The 19484-nt window shown below is 61.2% G+C and carries 20 protein-coding genes; 7 read left to right on the top strand and 13 right to left on the bottom strand.

Features of this window, described 5'->3' with window-relative positions; genetic code table 11:
• Positions 1–5: 5 nt before the first annotated feature.
• The gene (locus tag ACR0CU_RS07365) at positions 6–302 is read left to right on the top strand and encodes a DUF7742 family protein (protein WP_170446495.1); all 297 of its coding nucleotides are present in this window, start codon (positions 6–8) and stop codon (positions 300–302) included.
• Here ACR0CU_RS07365 and ACR0CU_RS07360 read toward each other — a convergent pair.
• Positions 283–621 (bottom strand): TraR/DksA family transcriptional regulator, encoded by a 339-nt coding sequence (locus ACR0CU_RS07360; protein WP_170338608.1) that lies wholly within the window; start codon positions 619–621, stop codon positions 283–285. The genes ACR0CU_RS07365 and ACR0CU_RS07360 overlap by 20 nt on opposite strands.
• 86 nt (positions 622–707) lie before the next feature.
• On the opposite strand from ACR0CU_RS07360, the gene cysE reads away from it, so the two are divergent.
• Entirely contained in the window at positions 708–1517 is an 810-nt protein-coding gene (cysE, locus tag ACR0CU_RS07355; RefSeq protein ID WP_170446493.1) for a serine O-acetyltransferase, read from the top strand.
• 68 nt (positions 1518–1585) lie between these two features.
• On the opposite strand, the gene ACR0CU_RS07350 is transcribed toward cysE, so the two are convergent.
• The 3 genes from ACR0CU_RS07350 to pdhA are packed head-to-tail and all read right to left on the bottom strand — an operon-like array spanning position 1586 to position 5283.
• Positions 1586–2890, bottom strand: a complete 1305-nt coding sequence (locus tag ACR0CU_RS07350; protein ID WP_170402451.1) for a pyruvate dehydrogenase complex dihydrolipoamide acetyltransferase — start codon at positions 2888–2890, stop codon at positions 1586–1588.
• A gap of 14 nt (positions 2891–2904) precedes the next feature.
• The gene (locus ACR0CU_RS07345; RefSeq protein WP_170446491.1) at positions 2905–4278 is read right to left on the bottom strand and encodes a pyruvate dehydrogenase complex E1 component subunit beta; all 1374 of its coding nucleotides are present in this window, start codon (positions 4276–4278) and stop codon (positions 2905–2907) included.
• A gap of 15 nt (positions 4279–4293) precedes the next feature.
• Positions 4294–5283 (bottom strand): pyruvate dehydrogenase (acetyl-transferring) E1 component subunit alpha, encoded by a 990-nt coding sequence (gene pdhA, locus ACR0CU_RS07340; protein WP_170363245.1) that lies wholly within the window; start codon positions 5281–5283, stop codon positions 4294–4296.
• Between the two features lie 318 nt (positions 5284–5601).
• Between pdhA and ACR0CU_RS07335 the strand changes: the two genes are divergently transcribed.
• Positions 5602–5985, top strand: coding sequence for a hypothetical protein (locus ACR0CU_RS07335; protein ID WP_170446488.1), 384 nt, complete (start codon positions 5602–5604; stop codon positions 5983–5985).
• Here ACR0CU_RS07335 and ACR0CU_RS07330 read toward each other — a convergent pair.
• The 3 genes from ACR0CU_RS07330 to ACR0CU_RS07320 form a co-directional block, all read right to left on the bottom strand.
• Positions 5982–6281: an FtsB family cell division protein gene (locus ACR0CU_RS07330; RefSeq protein WP_170338112.1), complete on the bottom strand. Its 300-nt coding sequence runs from the start codon at positions 6279–6281 to the stop codon at positions 5982–5984. The genes ACR0CU_RS07335 and ACR0CU_RS07330 overlap by 4 nt on opposite strands.
• 163 nt (positions 6282–6444) lie before the next feature.
• Positions 6445–6789, bottom strand: a complete 345-nt coding sequence (locus tag ACR0CU_RS07325; RefSeq protein WP_170446485.1) for a lysozyme inhibitor LprI family protein — start codon at positions 6787–6789, stop codon at positions 6445–6447.
• Between the two features lie 59 nt (positions 6790–6848).
• On the bottom strand, positions 6849–8039 hold the full coding sequence (locus tag ACR0CU_RS07320; protein ID WP_480642736.1) for a phosphoglycerate kinase: 1191 nt from the start codon (positions 8037–8039) through the stop codon (positions 6849–6851).
• Between the two features lie 134 nt (positions 8040–8173).
• Between ACR0CU_RS07320 and ACR0CU_RS07315 the strand changes: the two genes are divergently transcribed.
• From ACR0CU_RS07315 to ACR0CU_RS07305, 3 genes are all read left to right on the top strand, one after another.
• Positions 8174–8680, top strand: a complete 507-nt coding sequence (locus ACR0CU_RS07315) for a peptidylprolyl isomerase (RefSeq protein WP_093962382.1) — start codon at positions 8174–8176, stop codon at positions 8678–8680.
• Positions 8673–9218, top strand: coding sequence for a peptidylprolyl isomerase (locus ACR0CU_RS07310; RefSeq protein WP_170538680.1), 546 nt, complete (start codon positions 8673–8675; stop codon positions 9216–9218). Before ACR0CU_RS07315 ends, ACR0CU_RS07310 begins: the two co-directional genes overlap by 8 nt.
• Positions 9219–9340: 122 nt before the next feature.
• On the top strand, positions 9341–10303 hold the full coding sequence (locus ACR0CU_RS07305; protein WP_170446481.1) for a DUF3179 domain-containing protein: 963 nt from the start codon (positions 9341–9343) through the stop codon (positions 10301–10303).
• Positions 10304–10319: 16 nt separating this feature from the next.
• On the opposite strand, the gene ACR0CU_RS07300 is transcribed toward ACR0CU_RS07305, so the two are convergent.
• The 6 genes from ACR0CU_RS07300 to ACR0CU_RS07275 form a co-directional block, all read right to left on the bottom strand.
• A complete protein-coding gene (locus tag ACR0CU_RS07300) occupies positions 10320–11624 on the bottom strand; it encodes a hypothetical protein (protein ID WP_217356786.1) in 1305 nt (434 codons plus the stop codon).
• A gap of 153 nt (positions 11625–11777) precedes the next feature.
• A complete protein-coding gene (gene aqpZ / locus ACR0CU_RS07295) occupies positions 11778–12467 on the bottom strand; it encodes an aquaporin Z (RefSeq protein ID WP_170446477.1) in 690 nt (229 codons plus the stop codon).
• Positions 12468–12646: 179 nt separating this feature from the next.
• Positions 12647–13150, bottom strand: a complete 504-nt coding sequence (locus ACR0CU_RS07290) for a bactofilin family protein (RefSeq protein ID WP_170338122.1) — start codon at positions 13148–13150, stop codon at positions 12647–12649.
• Positions 13140–14465, bottom strand: coding sequence for a DUF5930 domain-containing protein (locus tag ACR0CU_RS07285; RefSeq protein WP_170358803.1), 1326 nt, complete (start codon positions 14463–14465; stop codon positions 13140–13142). The genes ACR0CU_RS07290 and ACR0CU_RS07285 overlap by 11 nt, the downstream gene beginning before the upstream one ends.
• A gap of 175 nt (positions 14466–14640) precedes the next feature.
• Entirely contained in the window at positions 14641–15459 is an 819-nt protein-coding gene (locus ACR0CU_RS07280; protein WP_170456807.1) for a ferritin-like domain-containing protein, read from the bottom strand.
• Positions 15460–15536: 77 nt separating this feature from the next.
• Positions 15537–15998: a peroxiredoxin gene (locus tag ACR0CU_RS07275; RefSeq protein ID WP_480642732.1), complete on the bottom strand. Its 462-nt coding sequence runs from the start codon at positions 15996–15998 to the stop codon at positions 15537–15539.
• A 68-nt stretch (positions 15999–16066) separates the two neighbouring features.
• On the opposite strand from ACR0CU_RS07275, the gene ACR0CU_RS07270 reads away from it, so the two are divergent.
• Positions 16067–19453 (top strand): YhdP family protein, encoded by a 3387-nt coding sequence (locus ACR0CU_RS07270; RefSeq protein WP_480642730.1) that lies wholly within the window; start codon positions 16067–16069, stop codon positions 19451–19453.
• Positions 19454–19484: the final 31 nt, after the last annotated feature.

Below are 19484 nucleotides of genomic sequence, written 5' to 3'. Positions count from 1 at the left end.
GGATCATGCGCCCTGTTTTGCACGGCGATGTCAGTTCTGCGGCGCGGGTTTTGCTGACCGTGCCGCAAGCCCAGCGTGAGCGGCTGTGCGCGCGCATGATCGCCGAGGCCGAGTTGGCTGACCGTCACGTGGCCGCGACGGGTCGTTTGCATCCTGTTTACGGGAACGGAGCATTGATGGCAGCTGCACGCAGCCGCCCGCTGGCAGATGAGCCGAGCTTTAGCGACACCGAGTATTGCCGGTGTTTCGAGACGGTACTGCGCCAACTTATCCGGTTTCAACTCAACCGGCCGCGCAGCTGACGCACTTGCTGGCGGCCGGGTCCAGGTCCAGCCGTCTGCGCGGAATGTCGTCACCGCAGTCCTCGCAATACCCGAATTCGCCCTCGGCCATTCGGTCGAGGGCGGCTCTCAGCCGTCGGGCTTCGAGATCTCGTCGCGTTTGTTGCGCCTTGGCCATGGCCTGATTCTGCAACGCATCCATTCGGCTGAGCCGCCCGACCGCCTGCTGGTCAAGCTCGACCACGGATTGAGCGTCCTGACCGGCGAGGGAATTGCGTTCCAATTCCTCCAGCCGGGACAGGATAAGTGTTTCAAATTCCCTGAGTTCGGACCGGTTCATTTTCTGTTGTGTTGCACATCAAGGGTTTGCGTTTGGCCTTTTTGGGCCTAGATGGCTATTCTAGGCGCAGCAGAGGATCAAAAGCCATGTTTGAAACGCGCACCCAAGTTACGTCAGTTGACCCCGTCTGGGACCGGATCACGGCCGAAGCACAGGCCGCCGTCGAAAAAGAGCCTTTGATGGGCGGACTGGTGCATGCCTGTATCCTGCACCACAAGTCTCTGGAACGTGCGTTGTCCTATCGCATCTCTGCCAAGCTGTGCTCGAACGAGATGTCGATGATGGTTCTGCGTGAAATCGTCGAAGAGGCTTATTCCGATGACAAGGCGCTGATGAATGCCGCCCGCGCGGACCTGATGGCCGTGTACGAGCGCGACCCGGCCTGCCACCGTCTGCTGCAGCCAATTCTGTATTTCAAAGGCTACCAAGCCATGCAGGCCTATCGCGTGGCCCACTGGCTTTGGCAGAAGGGCCGGCACGATCTGGCCTATTTCTTCCAGATGCGCAGTTCGGAAATCTTCGGGATCGACATTCATCCCGCCGCGAAGATCGGCAAGGGCATCATGATCGACCACGCGCATTCTATCGTAATCGGTGAAACTGCGGTTGTGGGTGACAATGTCTCGATGCTGCATTCGGTGACCCTGGGCGGGACCGGCAAGGAAGAAGAGGACCGCCATCCCAAAATTGAGGATGGCGTTCTGATCGGGGCCGGGGCCAAGGTTCTTGGCAATATCCGCGTCGGTCATTGCAGCCGCATCGCCGCCGGTTCGGTGGTGCTGCAGGACGTGCCGCCCTGCAAGACCGTGGCGGGTATCCCAGCCAAGATCGTGGGTGAGGCGGGATGTGACCAGCCCTCGATCTCGATGGATCACATGCTGGGCAAGGATCAGTAAGCCTGTTCTCAGGTACGAAAAAGGCCGCCTCGGGGTCCGAGGCGGCTTTTTGATTCTTGTGGCGTGGATCAGGCCAGCATGACCATCGGATTTTCCAGGTTGTCCACGATGGCCTGCAGGAGCTGTGCTCCAAGCGCGCCGTCGATCACGCGGTGATCCACCGACATGGTGACCGACATCACGGTCGCCACGGTCAGTTCCCCGTCCTCGCCCACGACCGGCTTCTTGGCGCCGGTACCGACGGCCAGGATGCCTGCGTGCGGCGGGTTCACGATGGCGTCGAAATTGTCGATGCCAAACATGCCCAGGTTCGAAACCGCGAAGGTGCCGCCCTGATACTCATGCGGGGCCAGCTTGCGTTCGCGCGCACGCGCGGCCAGGTCCTTCATCTCGGTCGAAAGGGCAGACAAAGATTTGGTGTCGGCGTCCTGCAGGACCGGGGTGAACAACCCGCCTTCGATTGCCACGGCCACGGCCACGTCCGAAGGTTTCAACTGCAGAACCCGGTCGCCCGCCCATACGGCGTTGCACTCGGGCACCTGCTGCAGCGCGTTGGCGACGGCCTTGATGATGAAGTCGTTGACGCTCAGCTTCACGCCGCGGGCTTCCAACTGCTTGTTCAGCTGGCTGCGGAATTTCAGCAGCGCGTCCAGCTTGATGTCGCGGCGCAGGTAGAAATGCGGGATGGTCTGCTTGGCCTCGGCCAGACGGGCGGCGATGGTCTTGCGCATGCCGTCCAGCTTGACCTCTTCGTACTCGCGGCCTTCGTACATGCGGGCCACCATGTCGGCCGAGGGGCCTGCAGGAGCAGCAGCAGGGTCGGGCGCCGCGCTTGCCGAAGCAGCCGGTGCCGCTGTCGGAGCGGTTGCGCCTTCGACATCCGCTTTGACTATGCGGCCATGCGGGCCCGAGCCCTTGATCTGCGCCAGGTCCAGACCCTTTTGGGCGGCAATGCGACGGGCCAGCGGCGAGGCAAAGATGCGTCCGCCATCGGCTTTGACCGGGGCCGCCGGTGCCGGGGCAGGGGCGGGCGCCTCGGATGCCGCAGCGGCAGCCTCGTTGCCCGCGTCGGCTGCGGGCGCAGCCTCGGGTGCCTTGGTCGGGGCTTCGGCGATGTCATCGGCGCTTTCGCCTTCTTCCAGCAGCACGGCGATGGGGGTGTTCACCTTGACCCCCTCGGTGCCTTCAGGAACCAGGATCTTGCCGACGACGCCTTCGTCGACAGCTTCGAACTCCATCGTGGCCTTGTCGGTTTCGATCTCGGCCAGCAGGTCGCCCGAGGAGACGGTGTCGCCTTCCTTGACCAGCCATTTGGCAAGCGTGCCTTCCTCCATGGTCGGTGAAAGGGCGGGCATCAGAATTTCGGTGGGCATCTGTCAGTCGCTCCTTACCGATAGGTCACTTGTTTGACGGCGGCGATCACCTCGTCGGTGGTAACCAGCGCCAGCTTTTCCAGGTTCGCCGCATAGGGCATGGGCACGTCCTTGCCGGTCAGCGTGATGACGGGCGCGTCCAGATAGTCGAACGCTTCCTGCATGACCACGGAACTGATGTAGCTGCCGACCGAACCTTGCGGCCAGCCTTCTTCCACGGTGACCAGACGGTTGGTTTTCATCACCGAGTTGATGATCGCACCGGTGTCCATCGGGCGGATGGTGCGCAGGTCGATCACCTCGGCGCTGATGCCATCCTCGGCCAGCTTGTCGGCGGCTTCCAATGCGTATTGCATACCGATCCCAAAGCTGACGATGGTCACATCGGTGCCTTCGCGCCAGATGCGGGCCTTGCCCAGCGGCACGGTCAGGTCATCGACCTGCGGCACGTCGAACGAGCGGCCATAGAGGATTTCGTTTTCCAGGAACACGACCGGGTTGGGATCGCGGATCGCCGATTTCAGCAGACCTTTGGCATCGGCTGCCGAATAGGGCATCACGACCTTCAGGCCCGGGATCTGCATGTACCAGGCGGCATAATCTTGGCTGTGTTGTGCGGCCACGCGCGCGGCGGCGCCGTTGGGGCCGCGGAACACGATCGGACAGCCCATCTGACCGCCGGACATATACAGCGTCTTGGCGGCAGAGTTGATGATCTGGTCGATCGCCTGCATGGCGAAGTTGAATGTCATGAACTCGACGATCGGCTTCAGGCCGCCAAAGGCGGAACCCACGGCAATGCCGGTAAAGCCATGCTCGGTGATTGGCGTGTCGATCACGCGTTTTGCGCCGAATTCGTCCAGCAGGCCCTGGCTCACCTTGTAGGCGCCTTGGTATTCACCGACTTCTTCGCCCATCAGGTAGACGTCTTCGTCCGAGCGCATTTCTTCGGCCATAGCGTCGCGCAGAGCCTCACGGACCGTCATCGATTTCATCTCGGCATCTGCTGGCCAGTCCGGCGACAGGTCCACGGTTGGCGCGGCCGGTGCAGCAGGGGCAGGAGCGGGGGCCTCAACCGCCGCCGGGGCGGCTTCGGCCTCCCCTGCGGCTGCGGGGGCAGCCGCGGTCACGGCCGATGCGTCTTCGCCCTCTTCGAGCAGGATCGCGATCGGCGTGTTAACCTTCACGCCTTCGGTGCCCTCGGCAATCAGGATTTTGCCGACGATGCCTTCATCGACGGCTTCGAACTCCATCGTGGCCTTGTCGGTTTCGATCTCGGCCAGAATGTCGCCAGAGCTTACGGTGTCGCCTTCCTTGACCAGCCACTTGGCCAGTGTGCCTTCCTCCATGGTCGGCGAAAGGGCGGGCATGAGAATTTCGGTTGCCATGTCTTATTCGTCCTCTCAGGCGTAAATGTCGGTCCAGAGCTCGTCCAGCGACGGCTCGGGGCTTTCCTTGGCGAACTCGGCGGCCTGGTTGACGACCTCCTTGATTTCCTTGTCGATCGCCTTCAGGTCATCCTCGGTGGCGTGCTTGCCGGTCAGCAGCAGCTCGCGCACGTGTTCGATCGGGTCGCTCTGCTCGCGCACCTTCTGCACCTCTTCGCGAGTGCGGTACTTGGCGGGGTCCGACATCGAGTGGCCGCGGTAGCGGTAGGTTTTGACCTCGAGGATGTACGGGCCCTTCCCAGCCCGGCAGTGCGCCACGGCCTTTTCGCCGGCCTCTTTCACTGCCAGCACGTCCATTCCGTTGACAATTTCGCCCGGGATGCCGAACGCCTCACCGCGGTGATAGATGTCCTTGGTCGAGGTTGAGCGCGCTTGCGCCGTGCCCATCGCGTACTGGTTGTTCTCGATCACGAAGACCACTGGCAATTGCCAAATGGCCGCCATGTTGAAGGTTTCATAGACTTGACCCTGGTTCGCTGCGCCGTCACCGAAATAGGTAAAGGTCACGCGGCCGTTGTCTTTGTACTTGTCTGCAAAGGCCAGGCCTGCACCCAGCGGAACCTGTGCGCCGACGATGCCATGGCCACCGTAGAAGTGCTTTTCTTTCGAGAACATGTGCATCGAGCCGCCCTTGCCCTTGGACAGGCCGCCTTCGCGTCCGGTCAATTCAGCCATGACGCCGCCCGGATCCATCCCGCAGGCCAGCATATGGCCGTGGTCGCGGTAGGAGGTGATGCGCTTGTCGCCATCCTCGGCCGCAGCTTCGAGCCCCACGACGACGGCTTCCTGACCGATGTAAAGGTGGCAAAAACCGCCGATCAGACCCATGCCGTATAGTTGACCGGCCTTTTCCTCGAATCGGCGGATCAACAGCATCTCGCGGTAGTAGGTTTTGAGTTCTTCCGCAGAAACATTTGGTTTCTTTGTGGTTTTTCGCGCAGCCATCGTGGCGACCTCTCCCTTCCGGCAAGATAGTTTAGCGTTAAACTATCTCATAAAGCATTTCGTGCTTTCTGGCGAGCGGAAATGTGACGCAGCGTCCTGGACCGGATAGGAGTATCTGTTTCCACCCGAAATCCGGCAGGTTTTCGCCTTTCAGATAGGCAGTTAACAGACCGAGCCAAGGGCGAAGTCCATGCTCGCTACCCTCACAATGGGATCGGTGTGGTCAATCGGTATCTGTCTGATATTGCGGAGGGATGCAGCAGCATTTGCGTTGAGAGAAACCCTTGGGACAAGGCTGTCTCAGCGTTCTATTTCTGGATGCATCAGCGCGGAACACAGATCAACGACGCAAACGCACTGTTCCTGAGCTTTTGCCGGACTCGCCTGAAGTTCTTCTCTGACTTCCATCTTTATTCTGAGGGCGGCGAGATCGCGGTTGATCGGGTGTTGCGATACGAAAGCCTGGACAGCGATTTGGCGCAGGTGCTGGATGACTTCGGCCTTGGCGATGTCAGTCTGGGCGACAAGCGTTTGAATTCCGGCATTCGGAAATCAAAGCAGTTCGATGTTTTCTACGGTGAAAACTGGGACGGCGAAGCCGTGGACCTGGTGGCTGACCTGTTCCGACGGGAAATCGACGCTTTCGGGTATCAGTTGCCAACTGCAGAGGAAACCGGGGCGGTCGGGCAAACAGCTAGTTAGCGGATGACGATTTCATCAGCCCGGATCATTCCCAAAACGGTTCGGGCCTGCTGATCCAGCAGGTCGAGATCCAGGTAGGTGTCTGAAAGGCGTCGGGTCAGGTTTTCCATCCGAGCGATGTCGGCGTTCAGCGCCGCAAGGTCGCGTGACAGAGCGTCCCGTTCCGCTGAAATCTCGATCCGTCGGAACAGGCCATAGTCGCCCTGAACGGCAGCAAAGGTGAAATAGACACCCAGCATGAAAGCCACCGAAAAGAATGCGACTGCGCCCAGACCGGGCCGATTGGAACGGGACACTCTGTTAACCGCCGTATGAATACTGCCTCAAAAAACGTGCCCTTTGCGGGCATCTGTCGGCACTATGTCACAGGTGATTCGGGTTGTGAATCCCCCGTTCGCACTTTTTGCAATTCGACGAAAAAAGTGATGCTCGAAGAGCCATGACCGCGTAGGTATCCGCTCAACGCAAAGCGGACAGTTCCTGATTTCGATTCAGGGTCTGTTCTTCCATGCAAGACCAATAGAACATTTGCGCGGCACTGCCATCGCTTTTGAGTTCGGGGTCACAAGTTGCATCCCTTCGTTTCAACCAAGCGCGCTGTTCGTTCAACAAAGCCTCGCCGTTTCCGCGCTTATCCGCCGCTGATTTGACCTCTTTCCAGAGGCGGTTCAGTTCTTTGTCAGCGATTTCCCATTTCTCTTTGGCACAGAAAGTGGCGTCGATCTGAGTTTGCCCGGCGCAATGGGACTGCGCGCAAGAAACACTGGGCAAGAGGATAACAGCAAACGTGGCAACGGCTTTCATGGCCCATCTCCCGGTCTGTGAGAGAATACCACGAATGCCGATCGCCAACTAGAATGGGGTTATTGGGCCAGCGCTGCCACACCGGGCAGGGTTTTGCCCTCCATCCATTCCAGGAACGCACCGCCGGCGGTCGAGATGTAGGTGAAGTCCTGCGCGGCACCCGAGGCGTTGAGGGCTGCAACCGTATCGCCGCCACCGGCGACCGACACAAGTTTGCCCGCCCGCGTCAGTTCTGCGGCTTTCAATGCAGCGGCATTTGTCGCTGCGTCGAAGGGTTCCAGTTCGAACGCCCCCAATGGGCCGTTCCAGATCAGAGTCTTGCTCTGTTCGAAGATGGTGCAGATTGCGGCGACGCTGTCCGGCCCGGCGTCCAGGATCATCGAATCTGCGGGGCACTTGTTCGCTGGGACGACCTTGTGTGGGGCGTGTGCTTCGAATTTCTCGGCAACGACAACATCGCTGGGCAGGACGATCCGGCAGCCTGCCTTGTCTGCTTTTGACATGATTTCGGCTGCAGTATCGGTCATCGCGTGCTCGGCCAACGATTTGCCAACGTCCAGCCCTTTGGCCAACAGAAAGGTGTTGGCCATGCCGCCGCCGATGATCAGGTTGTCGACCTTCTCGATCAGGTTGCCCAGTAGATCCAGCTTGGTTGATACCTTGGCCCCACCGACCACGGCGGTCACCGGACGCTGAGGATTGCCCAGAGCGGCTTCGAGTGCGCTGAGCTCTGCCTGCATCAGGCGCCCGGCGCAGGAGGGCAAAAGGCGCGCCAGTGCCTCGGTCGAACTGTGCGCCCGATGAGCCGCCGAGAAAGCGTCGTTGCAGTAGATGTCTCCCATCTTGGCCATACCTTCGGCCAAGGTCATGCTGTTCTGGGTCTCCTCGGCGTGAAAGCGGGTGTTCTCCAGCAGCAAGACCTCGCCGTCACCTTGGTTTGCCGCGGCGATTTCAGCCTCGTATCCGACGCAATCCTCTCCGAAGCGGACCTTGGTTCCAAAGGCGGCTTCCAGCGCGGGCACCAGCTGTTTCAGCGACAGGTTCTGCCGACGCTCACCGCCGGGCCGGCCGAAATGGGCCAGCAGGATGGGTTTGCCGCCAGCGGCCAGAATGTCGCGCACCGTGGGCACGATCCGCTGGATCCGCGTGTCATCGGTCACGGCGCCATCCAGAACCGGGACGTTGATGTCTACGCGCACAAGAACGCGTTTGCCCTGCAAATCCATGTCGTCCAGAGTTTTCCAGCCCATCGTGTCATCCTCGCCGTTGTCACCACGCGTAAGCGGTTCTTTTCCTGCATTTTGCCCTCAGGTCAATGCGTCACTTGGCTTTCGCGCGTCCGGCGCATAGGTATTTGCGCAAATCAATTCCACAGGAGGGCCCCATGGCCGAGATCAAGGATCCCGAAAACACCATCATCATCGAGCTGAAGGACGGTAACGTCGTCATCGAACTGCTGCCGGACGTGGCGCCTCAGCACAGCGAGCGCATGAAGGAACTGGCGCGCGCGGGCGAGTATGACAACGTGGCCTTTCACCGGGTGATCGACGGCTTCATGGCGCAGACCGGCGACGTGCAGCACGGCGACATGGAAGACGGCTTCAACATCCGCATGGCAGGCACTGGCGGGTCGTCCTTGCCGAACCTTCCGGCCGAGTTTTCCAAGTTGCCGCATGACCGGGGCACCCTGGGTGCCGCTCGTTCGGCCAACCCGAACTCGGCCAACTCGCAGTTCTTCATCAACTTCAAGGACAACCACTTCCTCAACGGTCAATACACCGTTTACGGCCGCGTGATCGAGGGGATGGAGCATGTCGATGCCATCACCCGCGGCGAGCCGCCTGCGAACCCCGACCGCATGATCAGCGTCAAGGTGGCCGCCGATGTATAAGCTGGCCGCCGTTTTTACCTTGTTGGCCAGCCCCGCGCTGGCCGCAGGCCTGCAGATCGAAGTCGAGGGCGAGGCCAACGGCACGATCACCATCGACCTGTTCGAGGACGTCGCGCCCAAGCATGTCGAGCAGATCACCGCTCTGGCCGCCGAAGGCAAGTATGACGGGGTGGTGTTCCACCGCGTGATCGAGGGGTTCATGGCACAGACCGGGGACGTGGAATACGGTAAACTGGGCAGCGACATGCGTCGTGCCGGCACCGGCGGTTCAAGCCGTCCGGACCTACCAGCCGAGTTTTCCGAAGTTCCGTACGAGCGCGGCATTGTCGGAATGGCTCGCGCAAGCAATCCGAACAGCGCAAATTCGCAGTTCTTCATCATGTTCGAACCGGCCCCGACCCTGAATGGCCAGTACACGGTGGTGGGCAAGGTGACCGACGGCATGGATGTTGTTGATGCGATCAAACGCGGCACAGGCCCGAACGGCGCGGTGGTCGGCCAACCGGACGTCATGACCAATGTGACCGTCACCGAATGATCCCTAGACCCGGCGCGGATTGCGCGCCGGGTTGTCCGCGCACGGCGCTTCACGTCCCTGTGTAAGGGGCTTGGCCTGGCCGCACTGCCTGACGCACGATGGCAGCTAGCCAAAGGTGCCTCATGCGATGCCGTCTGTTTGCCCTTCTGCTGTTCTGCGCAACCGCGGTGTCCGCGGACCCGAACCTGTGGCGCGACGAATGGCCCAAAACCGATTTTTCGGTCACCTCGATCGGTGACTGGTCTGAAGTCCGGTCCGGCGGACCGCCGAAAGACGGCATCCCGGCCATCGACAAGCCCGAGTTTGTCCCAGCTACGGCGGAAACCGGGCTGGGGCTGACCGAGGCCGTGATCACGGTGGAACTGCCCGGTACGCGCCCGCGCGCCTATCCCCTGCGTTACCTGATCTGGCATGAAATCGTGAATGATCGGATCGGTAACCGTCCAGTCGCGGTTACCTATTGTCCACTGTGCAATTCGGGGCTGGTTTTTGATCGGCGTATCCCGGGACGGGTTCTCAGTTTCGGCGTGTCCGGCAAGCTGCGAAATTCGGACATGATCATGTATGACCGCGAAACCGAAAGCTGGTGGCAGCAAGCCACCGGCGAGGCGATCGTGGGCCAGTTGACCGGTGCTCAGTTGACAGCGCTGCCAGCGTGGATGGAAGGGTGGGATCAGTTCCGCAAGCGCAATCCCGACGGTCTGGTGATGGCCGAGCCGAATTTTGCGCGGGACTACGGGCGCAACCCTTATCGCGGGTATGACAGCGCGCGCAGACCGTTCCTGTATGACGGCGCGCTGCCTCCGCATGGTATTCAACCGCTCGAACGGGTGGTGCGGGTTGGTGAGCGGGCCTGGCCTCTGACGCGATTGCGTGCGGCTGGGCGATTGTCAGAAGCAGGCGTTGTCATCGTTTGGTCGGCGGGGCAGGCCTCGGCTCTGGACGCCGGGCGCGTCGACAAGGGACGCGACATAGGATCGATCCGCGTCACGGATGGTGCCGGACGGGATGTCGTGCATGATGTGATGTTCGCGTTTGCCTTCCACGCCTTCTGGCCCGACGGCATCTGGATGACAGGGCGTTGACCCGCACGCCGCGCGATCAATTCACCTGTCTGGCAACGCTCCGGGTCCAGCCGCTCAGGCCGCGCCGGATGCGGACCAGAAGACCGTATTCGTTCACGTGCTTTTTGTAGGCTCGGTAGGACGGCGCGCGTGACAGGCAGCGCTCTTCGTGCCAGGCCCGTGCGAAATAGATCAGGTTCACACCCAGCAGGGCCAGACAGTTGGCCAGGCCTGCCCAAAAGTCGACCGCGATGAACGGGATCGAAATCATCCACCAGGTGATGTTCTTGCTGATGTAGGACGGGTGTTTGCTGATGTTGTAGGGAAAGTCGCAGGCCAGCCCGCGATAGGTCAGGTTCGAGAACCGCAGACCCATGCGCGCGGCGGTCAGGCAATAGACCGCCAGGAAGAACAGGATGGTGCCGCCCCACAATCCGTAGAGGACAGGGTAGTCCCACAGCCAGACACCCCAGGCGAAGCCATCCTCGACATAGTTGAAATAGCTGCGCGACAGCAGCTGCCAGAACGGGGCATAGCAGATCACGCAGACCAGCCATCCGCTCACCGTCGTCTCGGTCCAGCGGATGTGAGAGGTCAGAAGCCGGGTGGCGGTGGCATAGCCGATGGTGACGATCGTCAAGTCCAGAAAGAAGGCAAAGCGGTAGAGATATGCGTAGATCTGTTGAAAGTCCTGCGCATCCCACAGCGAACGGGTCTGCAGAAAGCTCCAGTCATAGACCAGATAGCAGAACATCAGTGGCAGAAAGAACCCTTTGACGCCCAGCCCAAGAAGAAAGGATTTCAACTCGCGGGCCCCGGTGGATTGGCGACCAAAAGACAAAACCACACGTCCCAGATGCCACATGCCGTCGCGAGGATGCCGCATCGAGAAATGAACCGCCGTGACAACGGAAAGGACAATCGCAAGGATCAGCGGCCAGTAGTCGCCGAACAGCGAAAAGAACGGCTGATACCATTCATCCCGGTAGAGGTCGGCGGTGGAGTAGAACAGCGCAAGCAGCGCAAGACTGGCCGACAGACCAATAAGTTTGATCCAGAAATCAGCCAGATACGCCGGGTCTTTGAAGTTTTCCGGGTTGTAGACCAAGCCGCTGCCCGGCTTGCGATGAATTCGCGCTATGAAAATCTCGGATAGGGCCAGAATGGCAAAGATCGTCAGAGCGAACAGAACAGTCTGATCCCGATCAGAGACCGCGCCGAGGTCTGGCCAGAAATAATGAACCAGCGGAATACTGGCCATCGCAATCCAGGCGGTGGATGCGGGAATTGCGGAAGCGGGGCGCCGGAACTTTGGCCAGGAAATCATGATCAGGTCTTTCACAGAGTTCTGCGAATTCTGGCGGTTCGTTTCGGAAATTCAACCACCCTGATCCGACCGGTCGAATTCTTGCCGCGGGTGTGGCCCACGCAACCGGAAAACAGGATCACCTCCCGGCGTGGGCCGGGAGGGGTTTTGCATTAGTAGGACGGGTTCCTATTCGTCCGAGGCCATCATCTTCCAGATCGCGGCCCCCAAAGCGCCGCCGATCAGCGGGGCGACCCAGAACAGCCACAGCTGCGCCAAAGCGGGGCCATCGGCAAACAGCGCCACCCCGGTCGAGCGGGCCGGGTTCACCGACGTATTGGTGACCGGGATCGAAATCAGGTGGATCAGCGTCAGCCCAAGACCAATGGCAATGGGCGCGAACCCGGCTGGAGCCTTTTCGGATGTCGCGCCCAGAATGATGATAAGGAAGAAGGCGGTCAAAACGATCTCGATCACCAGCGCCGACATCATCGAAAACCCTTCGGGCGAGGCCTCGCCATACCCGTTCGAGGCAAAACTGCCAACGCCTTCGAAGCCGGGTGCGCCGCTCACGATCACGTACAGAACGGCTGCGGCCAGTATCGCTCCAAGCACCTGCGCAGCCCAATAGGGCAGCAGATCCTTGGACGGGAAACGCCCACCGATCATAAGCCCGAGGCTGACCGCGGGGTTAAAGTGACCACCCGATATGTGGCCGACCGCAAAGGCCATGGTCAGGACCGTCAGGCCGAAGGCGAAGGACACGCCCAGCCATCCGATGCCTACATCGGCGACCCCGGCAGCCAGCACCGCGCTGCCACAACCGCCGAGAACCAGCCAGAACGTGCCGAAGAATTCGGCCATCAGTTTTGCTCGCATGATAAAACCTCCCAATTTCAACGAGGTGAAGTTTAATTCAAAAAACAACTTTTGTGAAAATGTATCGCGCGTGCAAGGCTTTGCGGTGCTGATAGGGGTCCCGATTGTTGCCTGATGGGCATAGAAAAACGCCGCGGACAGTGGCCGCGGCGTTCTTGGAATTCGGTACTCGGAGCGGTTTACTGGCTGACTTCAGCCGCCGGATTGGCTCCGGTTTTACCGCTGCGTCCCGGATTCAGCGGATCGTCCTGACGCTGAACCGAGCCTTCGAAATGCGCGCCGCTTTCGATGGCGATGGTCTTGTGGATGATGTCGCCCTCAACCCGGGCGGTCGAGGTCAGACGTACTTTCAGACCCCGTACACGACCCACGATGCGGCCGTTCACAACCACGTCGTCCGCGGTCACTTCGCCTTTGATGGTCGCGGTTTCGCCGATAGTCAGCAGATGCGCGCGGATGTCGCCTTCGACGGTTCCTTCGACCTGGATGTCACCGGTGGTCTTGATGTTGCCGGTGATATGCAGGTCCGACGACAGAACCGATGCCGGCGGCTTGGGCTTGGGCGCGGTGCTTGCGGCCTTCTGTTCGGTCGGGGCAGGGGTCGCCTGAGGCGCCGGGGCTGCCGGCTTGGCCGTTTCGGATGCCTTGGGTGCGGGCTCGTTGATTTTGCTTTTAGAAAACATTGTTCGCAGCCTTGATGAAGTCCATTGGGTTTACAGGTTTTCCGTTCACGCGCACCTCGTAGTGCAGATGCGTTCCGGTCGACCGTCCAGAATTACCCATATCAGCAATGTGATCCCCGCGCGAGACCCTTTGGCCGACCTTCACGCGGATCTTCGAGTTATGGGCATAAAGTGTCTCAACCCCGAAGGCGTGCTTTATCTTGATCAGACGGCCATAGCCGGATTGCCAGCCCGCATGGGTCACGACACCGTCGGCGGTGGCGAAGATATCCGTGCCCGTCGGGGCCGCAAAGTCGGTGCCCTTGTGCATCCGGCGCCCGCCGGTTTTGGGGTCGCGGCGATAACCATATCCGCTGGTGAACCGGAACGCCGATTTGACCGGTGTGGCAAACGGGGCCTTTTCGGCCGCTATGCGATACAGATTCAGCTGGTCCATCTGCTGCAGAAGCTGATTTGCGCGCACCTCATCTGCCGAAAGCTCTTCGCCGCGGGTGCTGAAGGAAATCGGCGTCAGCGGGCCGCCCATGCCGCTGTAGCCGCGCCGCACTTCGTCAAGCATCCGGTCGGTGGGCATTCCGGCCTCGCGGAACATCTTGTCCAGCGGTTCAACCGAGATCACCATGGCTTCTTCCAACTGGCGGAAGATCTCGTCATTGCGTTCCTGCATCAGCAGGATTTCCAGCTCAAGCTCATCGCGCTGGTCCAGTGCCGCCTGTGCATCCGTGGCGATCTGGTCCCGCTGCTGTGCTGTCCGGGTCAGGGCGTCGGCCATGAATTCGATCTGTGCCGGAGCGGCAGAGGCGAACATCGCAACTGATGCGCCATCGGATTTCTCCTGAAGCTCGGCGAGTTGCGCCCGGGCTTCCTCACGTTGCTTCATGGTCGACCGCAGGGTGGTCTGAATGACCTCGATGCCGGTTTCCAGCTCGCGTCGACGGTTTTCGGATTCCAGCAGTTCCGACTGCATCGCCGAAATCTGCTGAAGCGCCGAGTTGAACCGGGCGTGCGCGGCCAGTGCTTCCTGGGCCCGCGCGTCGCGTTCCTGCGACAGGATGTTCAGCCGTTCCTGATAGGTCGCCTGATCGCGCTTGGCCTGTTCACGGAAGTTGCCCGACCCGATGCTGTCCATCAGCAGGATCGCCGTGGCGACCGCCGTCCAGCCGACCATGATCGAAACGCCAAGTGCGGCCACGATCTGCGTCTCCGAACTGAGCCGGATGAAGCGTGTGTCATTGTCGGATTTCAGGAAGACCCGGCGTTCCGGGAAGTGCCGTTCGAGCAGTGAGTGTAGTTTGATTGCCAGACGTGTTCTCACGCGCCTTACCTCTCATCCCCAATGTCGGGACCGGTCGTGAGTGGATCGCCGCCCCTTGGGCCGATTGCTTAAAGGGCCGGTCCCGGTTGGGCAAGTTTGTTAACCGATTGGTCGACAATTACGGTGTTTTCCCGCACGTCATCGGCAGAAAATCGCCGAAAGCGGCACGTTTCCGTCAGCGTTTCGCGTCTCCCGGGGGCGGCAGATCCTCGGTCAAAGGCCAGTAGAAATCGGGCGGCAGGCCGGCTTCGGCCCGCTTTTCCTCGTTGAAGGGCGGCTTGAGCGCGCCATGAAAATAGCGCCGGACCAGTTGGTGGAACACGTCCTTGGGGTCGGCATTCTCGCGGCCGCACAGAAAGTGGAACCATTTCGAGCCATAGGCTACATGCCCGACTTCTTCGGCATAGATCACTTCAAGCGCGGCCACGGCCTGATCGGCCTTGGCCTTGCGGAAGATGTCGATCATGCCCGGTGTCACGTCGAGGCCGCGCGCCTCGAGCACCATCGGCACCACCGCCAGCCGGCCCATCAGGTCTTCGGCGGTGTCCTCGGCCGCACGCCACATCCCGGCATGGGCCGGGAGGTCGCCGTAGTGGCTGCCCATCGCTTCCAGGCAGTCGCAGATCATTTCGAAATGGCGCGATTCCTCCTCGGCGCATTTTACCCAGTCGTCGTAGAAACCGACCGGCATCGGCACATGCCCGAACCGGGCGATGATGTCCCAGTGCAGGTCCACGGCATTCAACTCGATATGGGCCACAGCGTGCAGCAGCGCGATGCGTCCAGCCTCCGAGCCGGGGCGACGGCGCGGCACGTCGCGCGGCGACAGCAGTTCGGGCTTGTCAGGACGCGACGGATGCAACGGTGGCGTGGCTGTCCCGACTTCGATCGCGGAGGCGTCGCCGTTGCGCGCTGCAAACCAGTCGGCGGCATAGCGTTTGGAAAGGGCGGTCTTGGACCGCCCATCCGCAGTGGTCAGAACCTCGGTTGCCATCTGGGTCAGGGTTTTGGCCACGGTAATCCTCGGGTTGGATGAAAACTGCCGCCTCTTAGACCGGATGGCCCGCAGCGTCAAAGCGCGCGTACGGCCTCCAGCACCTCATCCACATGGCCGGGAACTTTGACCTTGCGCCAGACGCGGGCGATCTTTCCGTCGGCGTCGATCAGAAAGGTCGAGCGCGCGATCCCCATCGACTTCTTGCCATACATGTTTTTTTCGACCCAGACGCCGTAATCCTCGCACACGGTCGAACCTTCGTCGGACAGCAGCGGAGTGGTCAGCCCGTGCTTGGCGACGAACTTGTCGTGCTTGGCAACGCTGTCGCGAGAGATGCCGAAAACCTGTGCACCGGCGTCGGCAAAGGATTGAAGCTGCTCCGAGAAACCGATGGATTCCTTGGTGCAGCCCGGCGTATCATCGCGGGGATAAAAGAACAGAACAACGGGACGACCGCGCAGGTCCGACAGGGTGACCGTGCCGCCGCCATCGCGGGGCAAGGTGAAATCGGGGGCGATGTCTGGAACGTCAGGCATTTTGAACTCCGGTCAGGATTTGTAGGTGATGCCGCGTATCATAGGGCGGCTCGGGCAGGTTGAAAGACGTGGACGGCAAATTGGCGCAAGACGAACAGGACGAGGCTGAGAAGGGCGGGAAACCGCCGCGCCGCCGATCCCGTCGGCGGACAGCCGGGCTGTGGGCCTTGCGCGGGGTGTTCCTGCTGGTGTTTCTGGCCGTCCTGTCCGGGGTCATGGTGTTTGGCCATCGGATCCATGCGCCGGAATGGCTGCGCGACCGGGTCGAAACGCGGCTGGAAAACGCTTTGGGCGGCCTGCAGATCCGGTTCGGCGATGTCAGCTTTATCATCAATCAGGAATGGCGCCCGCGTCTGCGGCTCAGCGATGTTTCGATCAGCGACGCCGAGGGGCGCCAGATCGCACAGGTCTCGAGCATGCAGGCCAGCCTGGCGATGCGCCCGCTGCTGCGCGGCCATGTCCGGCCCAAGCGGATCACCCTCAACGGCGCGCAGATCGCATTGACCCGAGCCGAGGACGGATCGCTCTCGCTGACCGTCGGTTCCGGCAGCGCGCCTGTGCAGAATGCGCCAACCTTGGCCGAATTGATCGAACAGTCCGATCAGGTCTTCCTGTCACCGGTCCTGTCGTCCCTGACTTCGGTCGAGCTTGACGCCATTACGCTGGATTACCGCGACTTGCGCCTTGGGCGGTCCTGGGTTCTGGACGGCGGGCATATTCTGGCGACGCGGAGCGAAGGCGCCTTGCGGCTGGCGACCGGGTTCTCGGTGTTGGCGGGCCGTGACTATGTCAGCATGATCGAAGCGAATTACACCAGCACGCTCGGCTCACCCGAGGCGCAGTTCGGGATTTCGATCACCGATCTTCCGGCGACCGACGTCGCGGCGCAATCCCCGGCGCTGGCCTGGTTGCAGGTATTGGACACGCCGATCTCGGGCGCATTGCGCGGCAGTATCGACGGGGCCGGGGCGCTCGGGCCGGTGTTTGCAACCTTGAACCTTGGGACAGGGGCCGTTCAGCCCAACCCCGAGACCCGACCGGTTCCGTTCGACTCCGCCCGCACGTATTTCACCTATGACCCGGCGCAGCAGGTTCTGGATTTCAACGAGGTTTCCGTGGTGTCGGGCTGGGGCAGCGTACAGGGCGAGGGCAAAGCCTATCTGAAGGGTGTAGAGGCCGGCGCGCTGGAAAGCATGGCGGTGCAGTTCCGTCTGAACGGTATCCGGGTGAACCCAGCCGACCTGTTCGTTGATGCGCTAGAGGTCAAGCAGGCCGATCTGGACTTTCAAGTGCGCCTGAACCCCTTCCGGCTGCAGCTGGGGCAGGTCGTGGTCGAGGATGGCGAAGACCTATTGCGCGCTTCGGGCGAGCTTGTGGGCCTGCCGGAGGGGTGGAGCGTGGATCTGAACGCGCGGCTGGGGCACATGGCATCGGACAAGCTGCTGCATTACTGGCCGCCCCGATTGGCTCCGAAGCCGCGCAAATGGGTTACCGAGAACCTGTACGAAGGCAATCTGTCGGACATGGACTTCGTTCTGAGGCTGCGGCCCGGAGATTCCAAGCCCGAACTGTATCTTGATTTCGATTTCGATGATGCGCTGGTTCGGTTTGCCAAGACCTTGCCGCCGATCCAAGGCGGGCGTGGGCAGGCCACGCTGATTGGCCGTCGATTCACAGTGACCGCCCGCAAGGGCGTGGTGATCGCCGATGACGGTGGCGCGGTTGATGCCTCTGGGACGTCGTTCATCATCCCGGATACAGACATCAAAAAGAATACACCGGGCATTGTGCGTGTTCAGGCCAGTGGCAGTGTGACCTCGGCCTTGTCGTTGCTTGACCGGGCGCCGCTGCAATTGCTGACCAAGGCAAACCTTCCGGTTGATCTGGCTTCGGGCAGCGTGCGACTGGGCGGCACTCTGTCTCTGCCCTTGATCAAGGAGTTGAAATTCGAGGACACGCAATTTCACTTTCTGGGAGAATTGATTGATCTGGATACGGAAAAACTGGTTCCGGGCTTCCGCATCAGCGCCGCCAAACTGCGCCTGAGCGGGGATCAGACCCAGGTGGCCATAGACGGAGACGGTCTGTTCGGTGAGGTGCCGATACAGGCGACTTGGCGACAACCGATCGGCGGCAAGACAGCACAACGCAGCACACTCAGTGGGCAGATCGAACTGTCCCCGCGGTTGATGGATGAACTGAAGGCCGGATTGCCGTCCGGTATGCTGACCGGGCAAGGCGTGGCTGAAATCAGTCTTGGAATTGGAGGGGGAGAGCCGACAAAGCTGACCGCGACCTCTGATCTGGTCGGCGTCGGAATGGCAATTCCCGAACTGGGGTGGCAAAAATCCGCAGCCACTGCCGGGACGTTGGCCACCGAGGCGACGCTGGGCGATCAACTGCGAGTGGACAGCCTGCGGATTGATGCCGCCGGATTGCGCGCGGTGGCCTCGATCTCGATCGCAAATGGCGCTTTGGATCGGGTTCAGTTCAGTTCTTTTGAACTGGGCGATTGGTTGGCTGTTCCGGCCGAGTTGATCGGCCGTGGTGCCGCGGCGCCGGATATCCGCGTTTTGGGCGGCATTCTCAACCTGGGCAAAGCGACGTTCGGCAGCGGCAGCGGCGGCGGCGCGTCATCGGGTCGAGGTCCGAACCTTGACGTGGCGCTGGACCGGCTGCAGGTGACCGAGGAAGTGGCCCTGACCGGTTTGAAGGGCAATTTCGAAACGACCGGAGGGTTGAAGGGTGGATTTTCCGCTCAGGTCAACGGAGGCGCCCCGGTCCAGGGGCAGGTTGTGCCCAGCGGATCGCGCAGTGCGGTCAGCCTGCAATCCGTGGACGCCGGTGCGGTACTGCGGTCTGCCGGTTTGTTGACCCAGGCCAGAGGAGGAAAGCTGCAACTCCGGTTGAATCCGGTGGCTGGCCCGGGCAACTACGATCTGACCCTGAAAATCACGGACACGCGGATCCAGGATGCTCCGGCCATGGCGGCGTTGCTGAATGCCATCAGTCTGGTCGGTCTACTGACCGAGATGGCCGGGCAGGGGATCTACTTCTCTTCAATCGACAGCGAGATGCGGATCACGCCGACCGAGGTCAAGATTCTCAGCGGCAGTGCGGTCGGGCCGTCGATGGGGCTGTCCTTCGACGGGACGGTGGATACCGAACGAAAGTTCCTGAACCTGCGCGGCGCGATCTCTCCGATCTATATGGTGAACGCGATTGGCAGCGTCCTGACCAAGAAGGGCGAGGGCGTATTCGCGTTCAACTATACGCTGGTGGGCCCGATCTCGGCCCCGCAAGTGTCCGTGAACCCGCTGTCCGGTCTGGCGCCACTGTTTCTGCGCAACTTGCTACGAGAACCTGCCCCAACCGTTTCCGACGGCCCCAACGCAACGCCTGTCGCACCGGACGGACCCAGCCCGTCGGTGGGAAGCCGGGGCGAGGACCGCTGACGCAGAGTGTGGCCGAATCTGTTCGGGCGAT

The organism is Ruegeria sp. BC2 (assembly GCF_056539245.1).
Note: the sequence above shows the minus strand (reverse complement) of the source record. Positions and strands in the feature narration are given on the sequence as shown.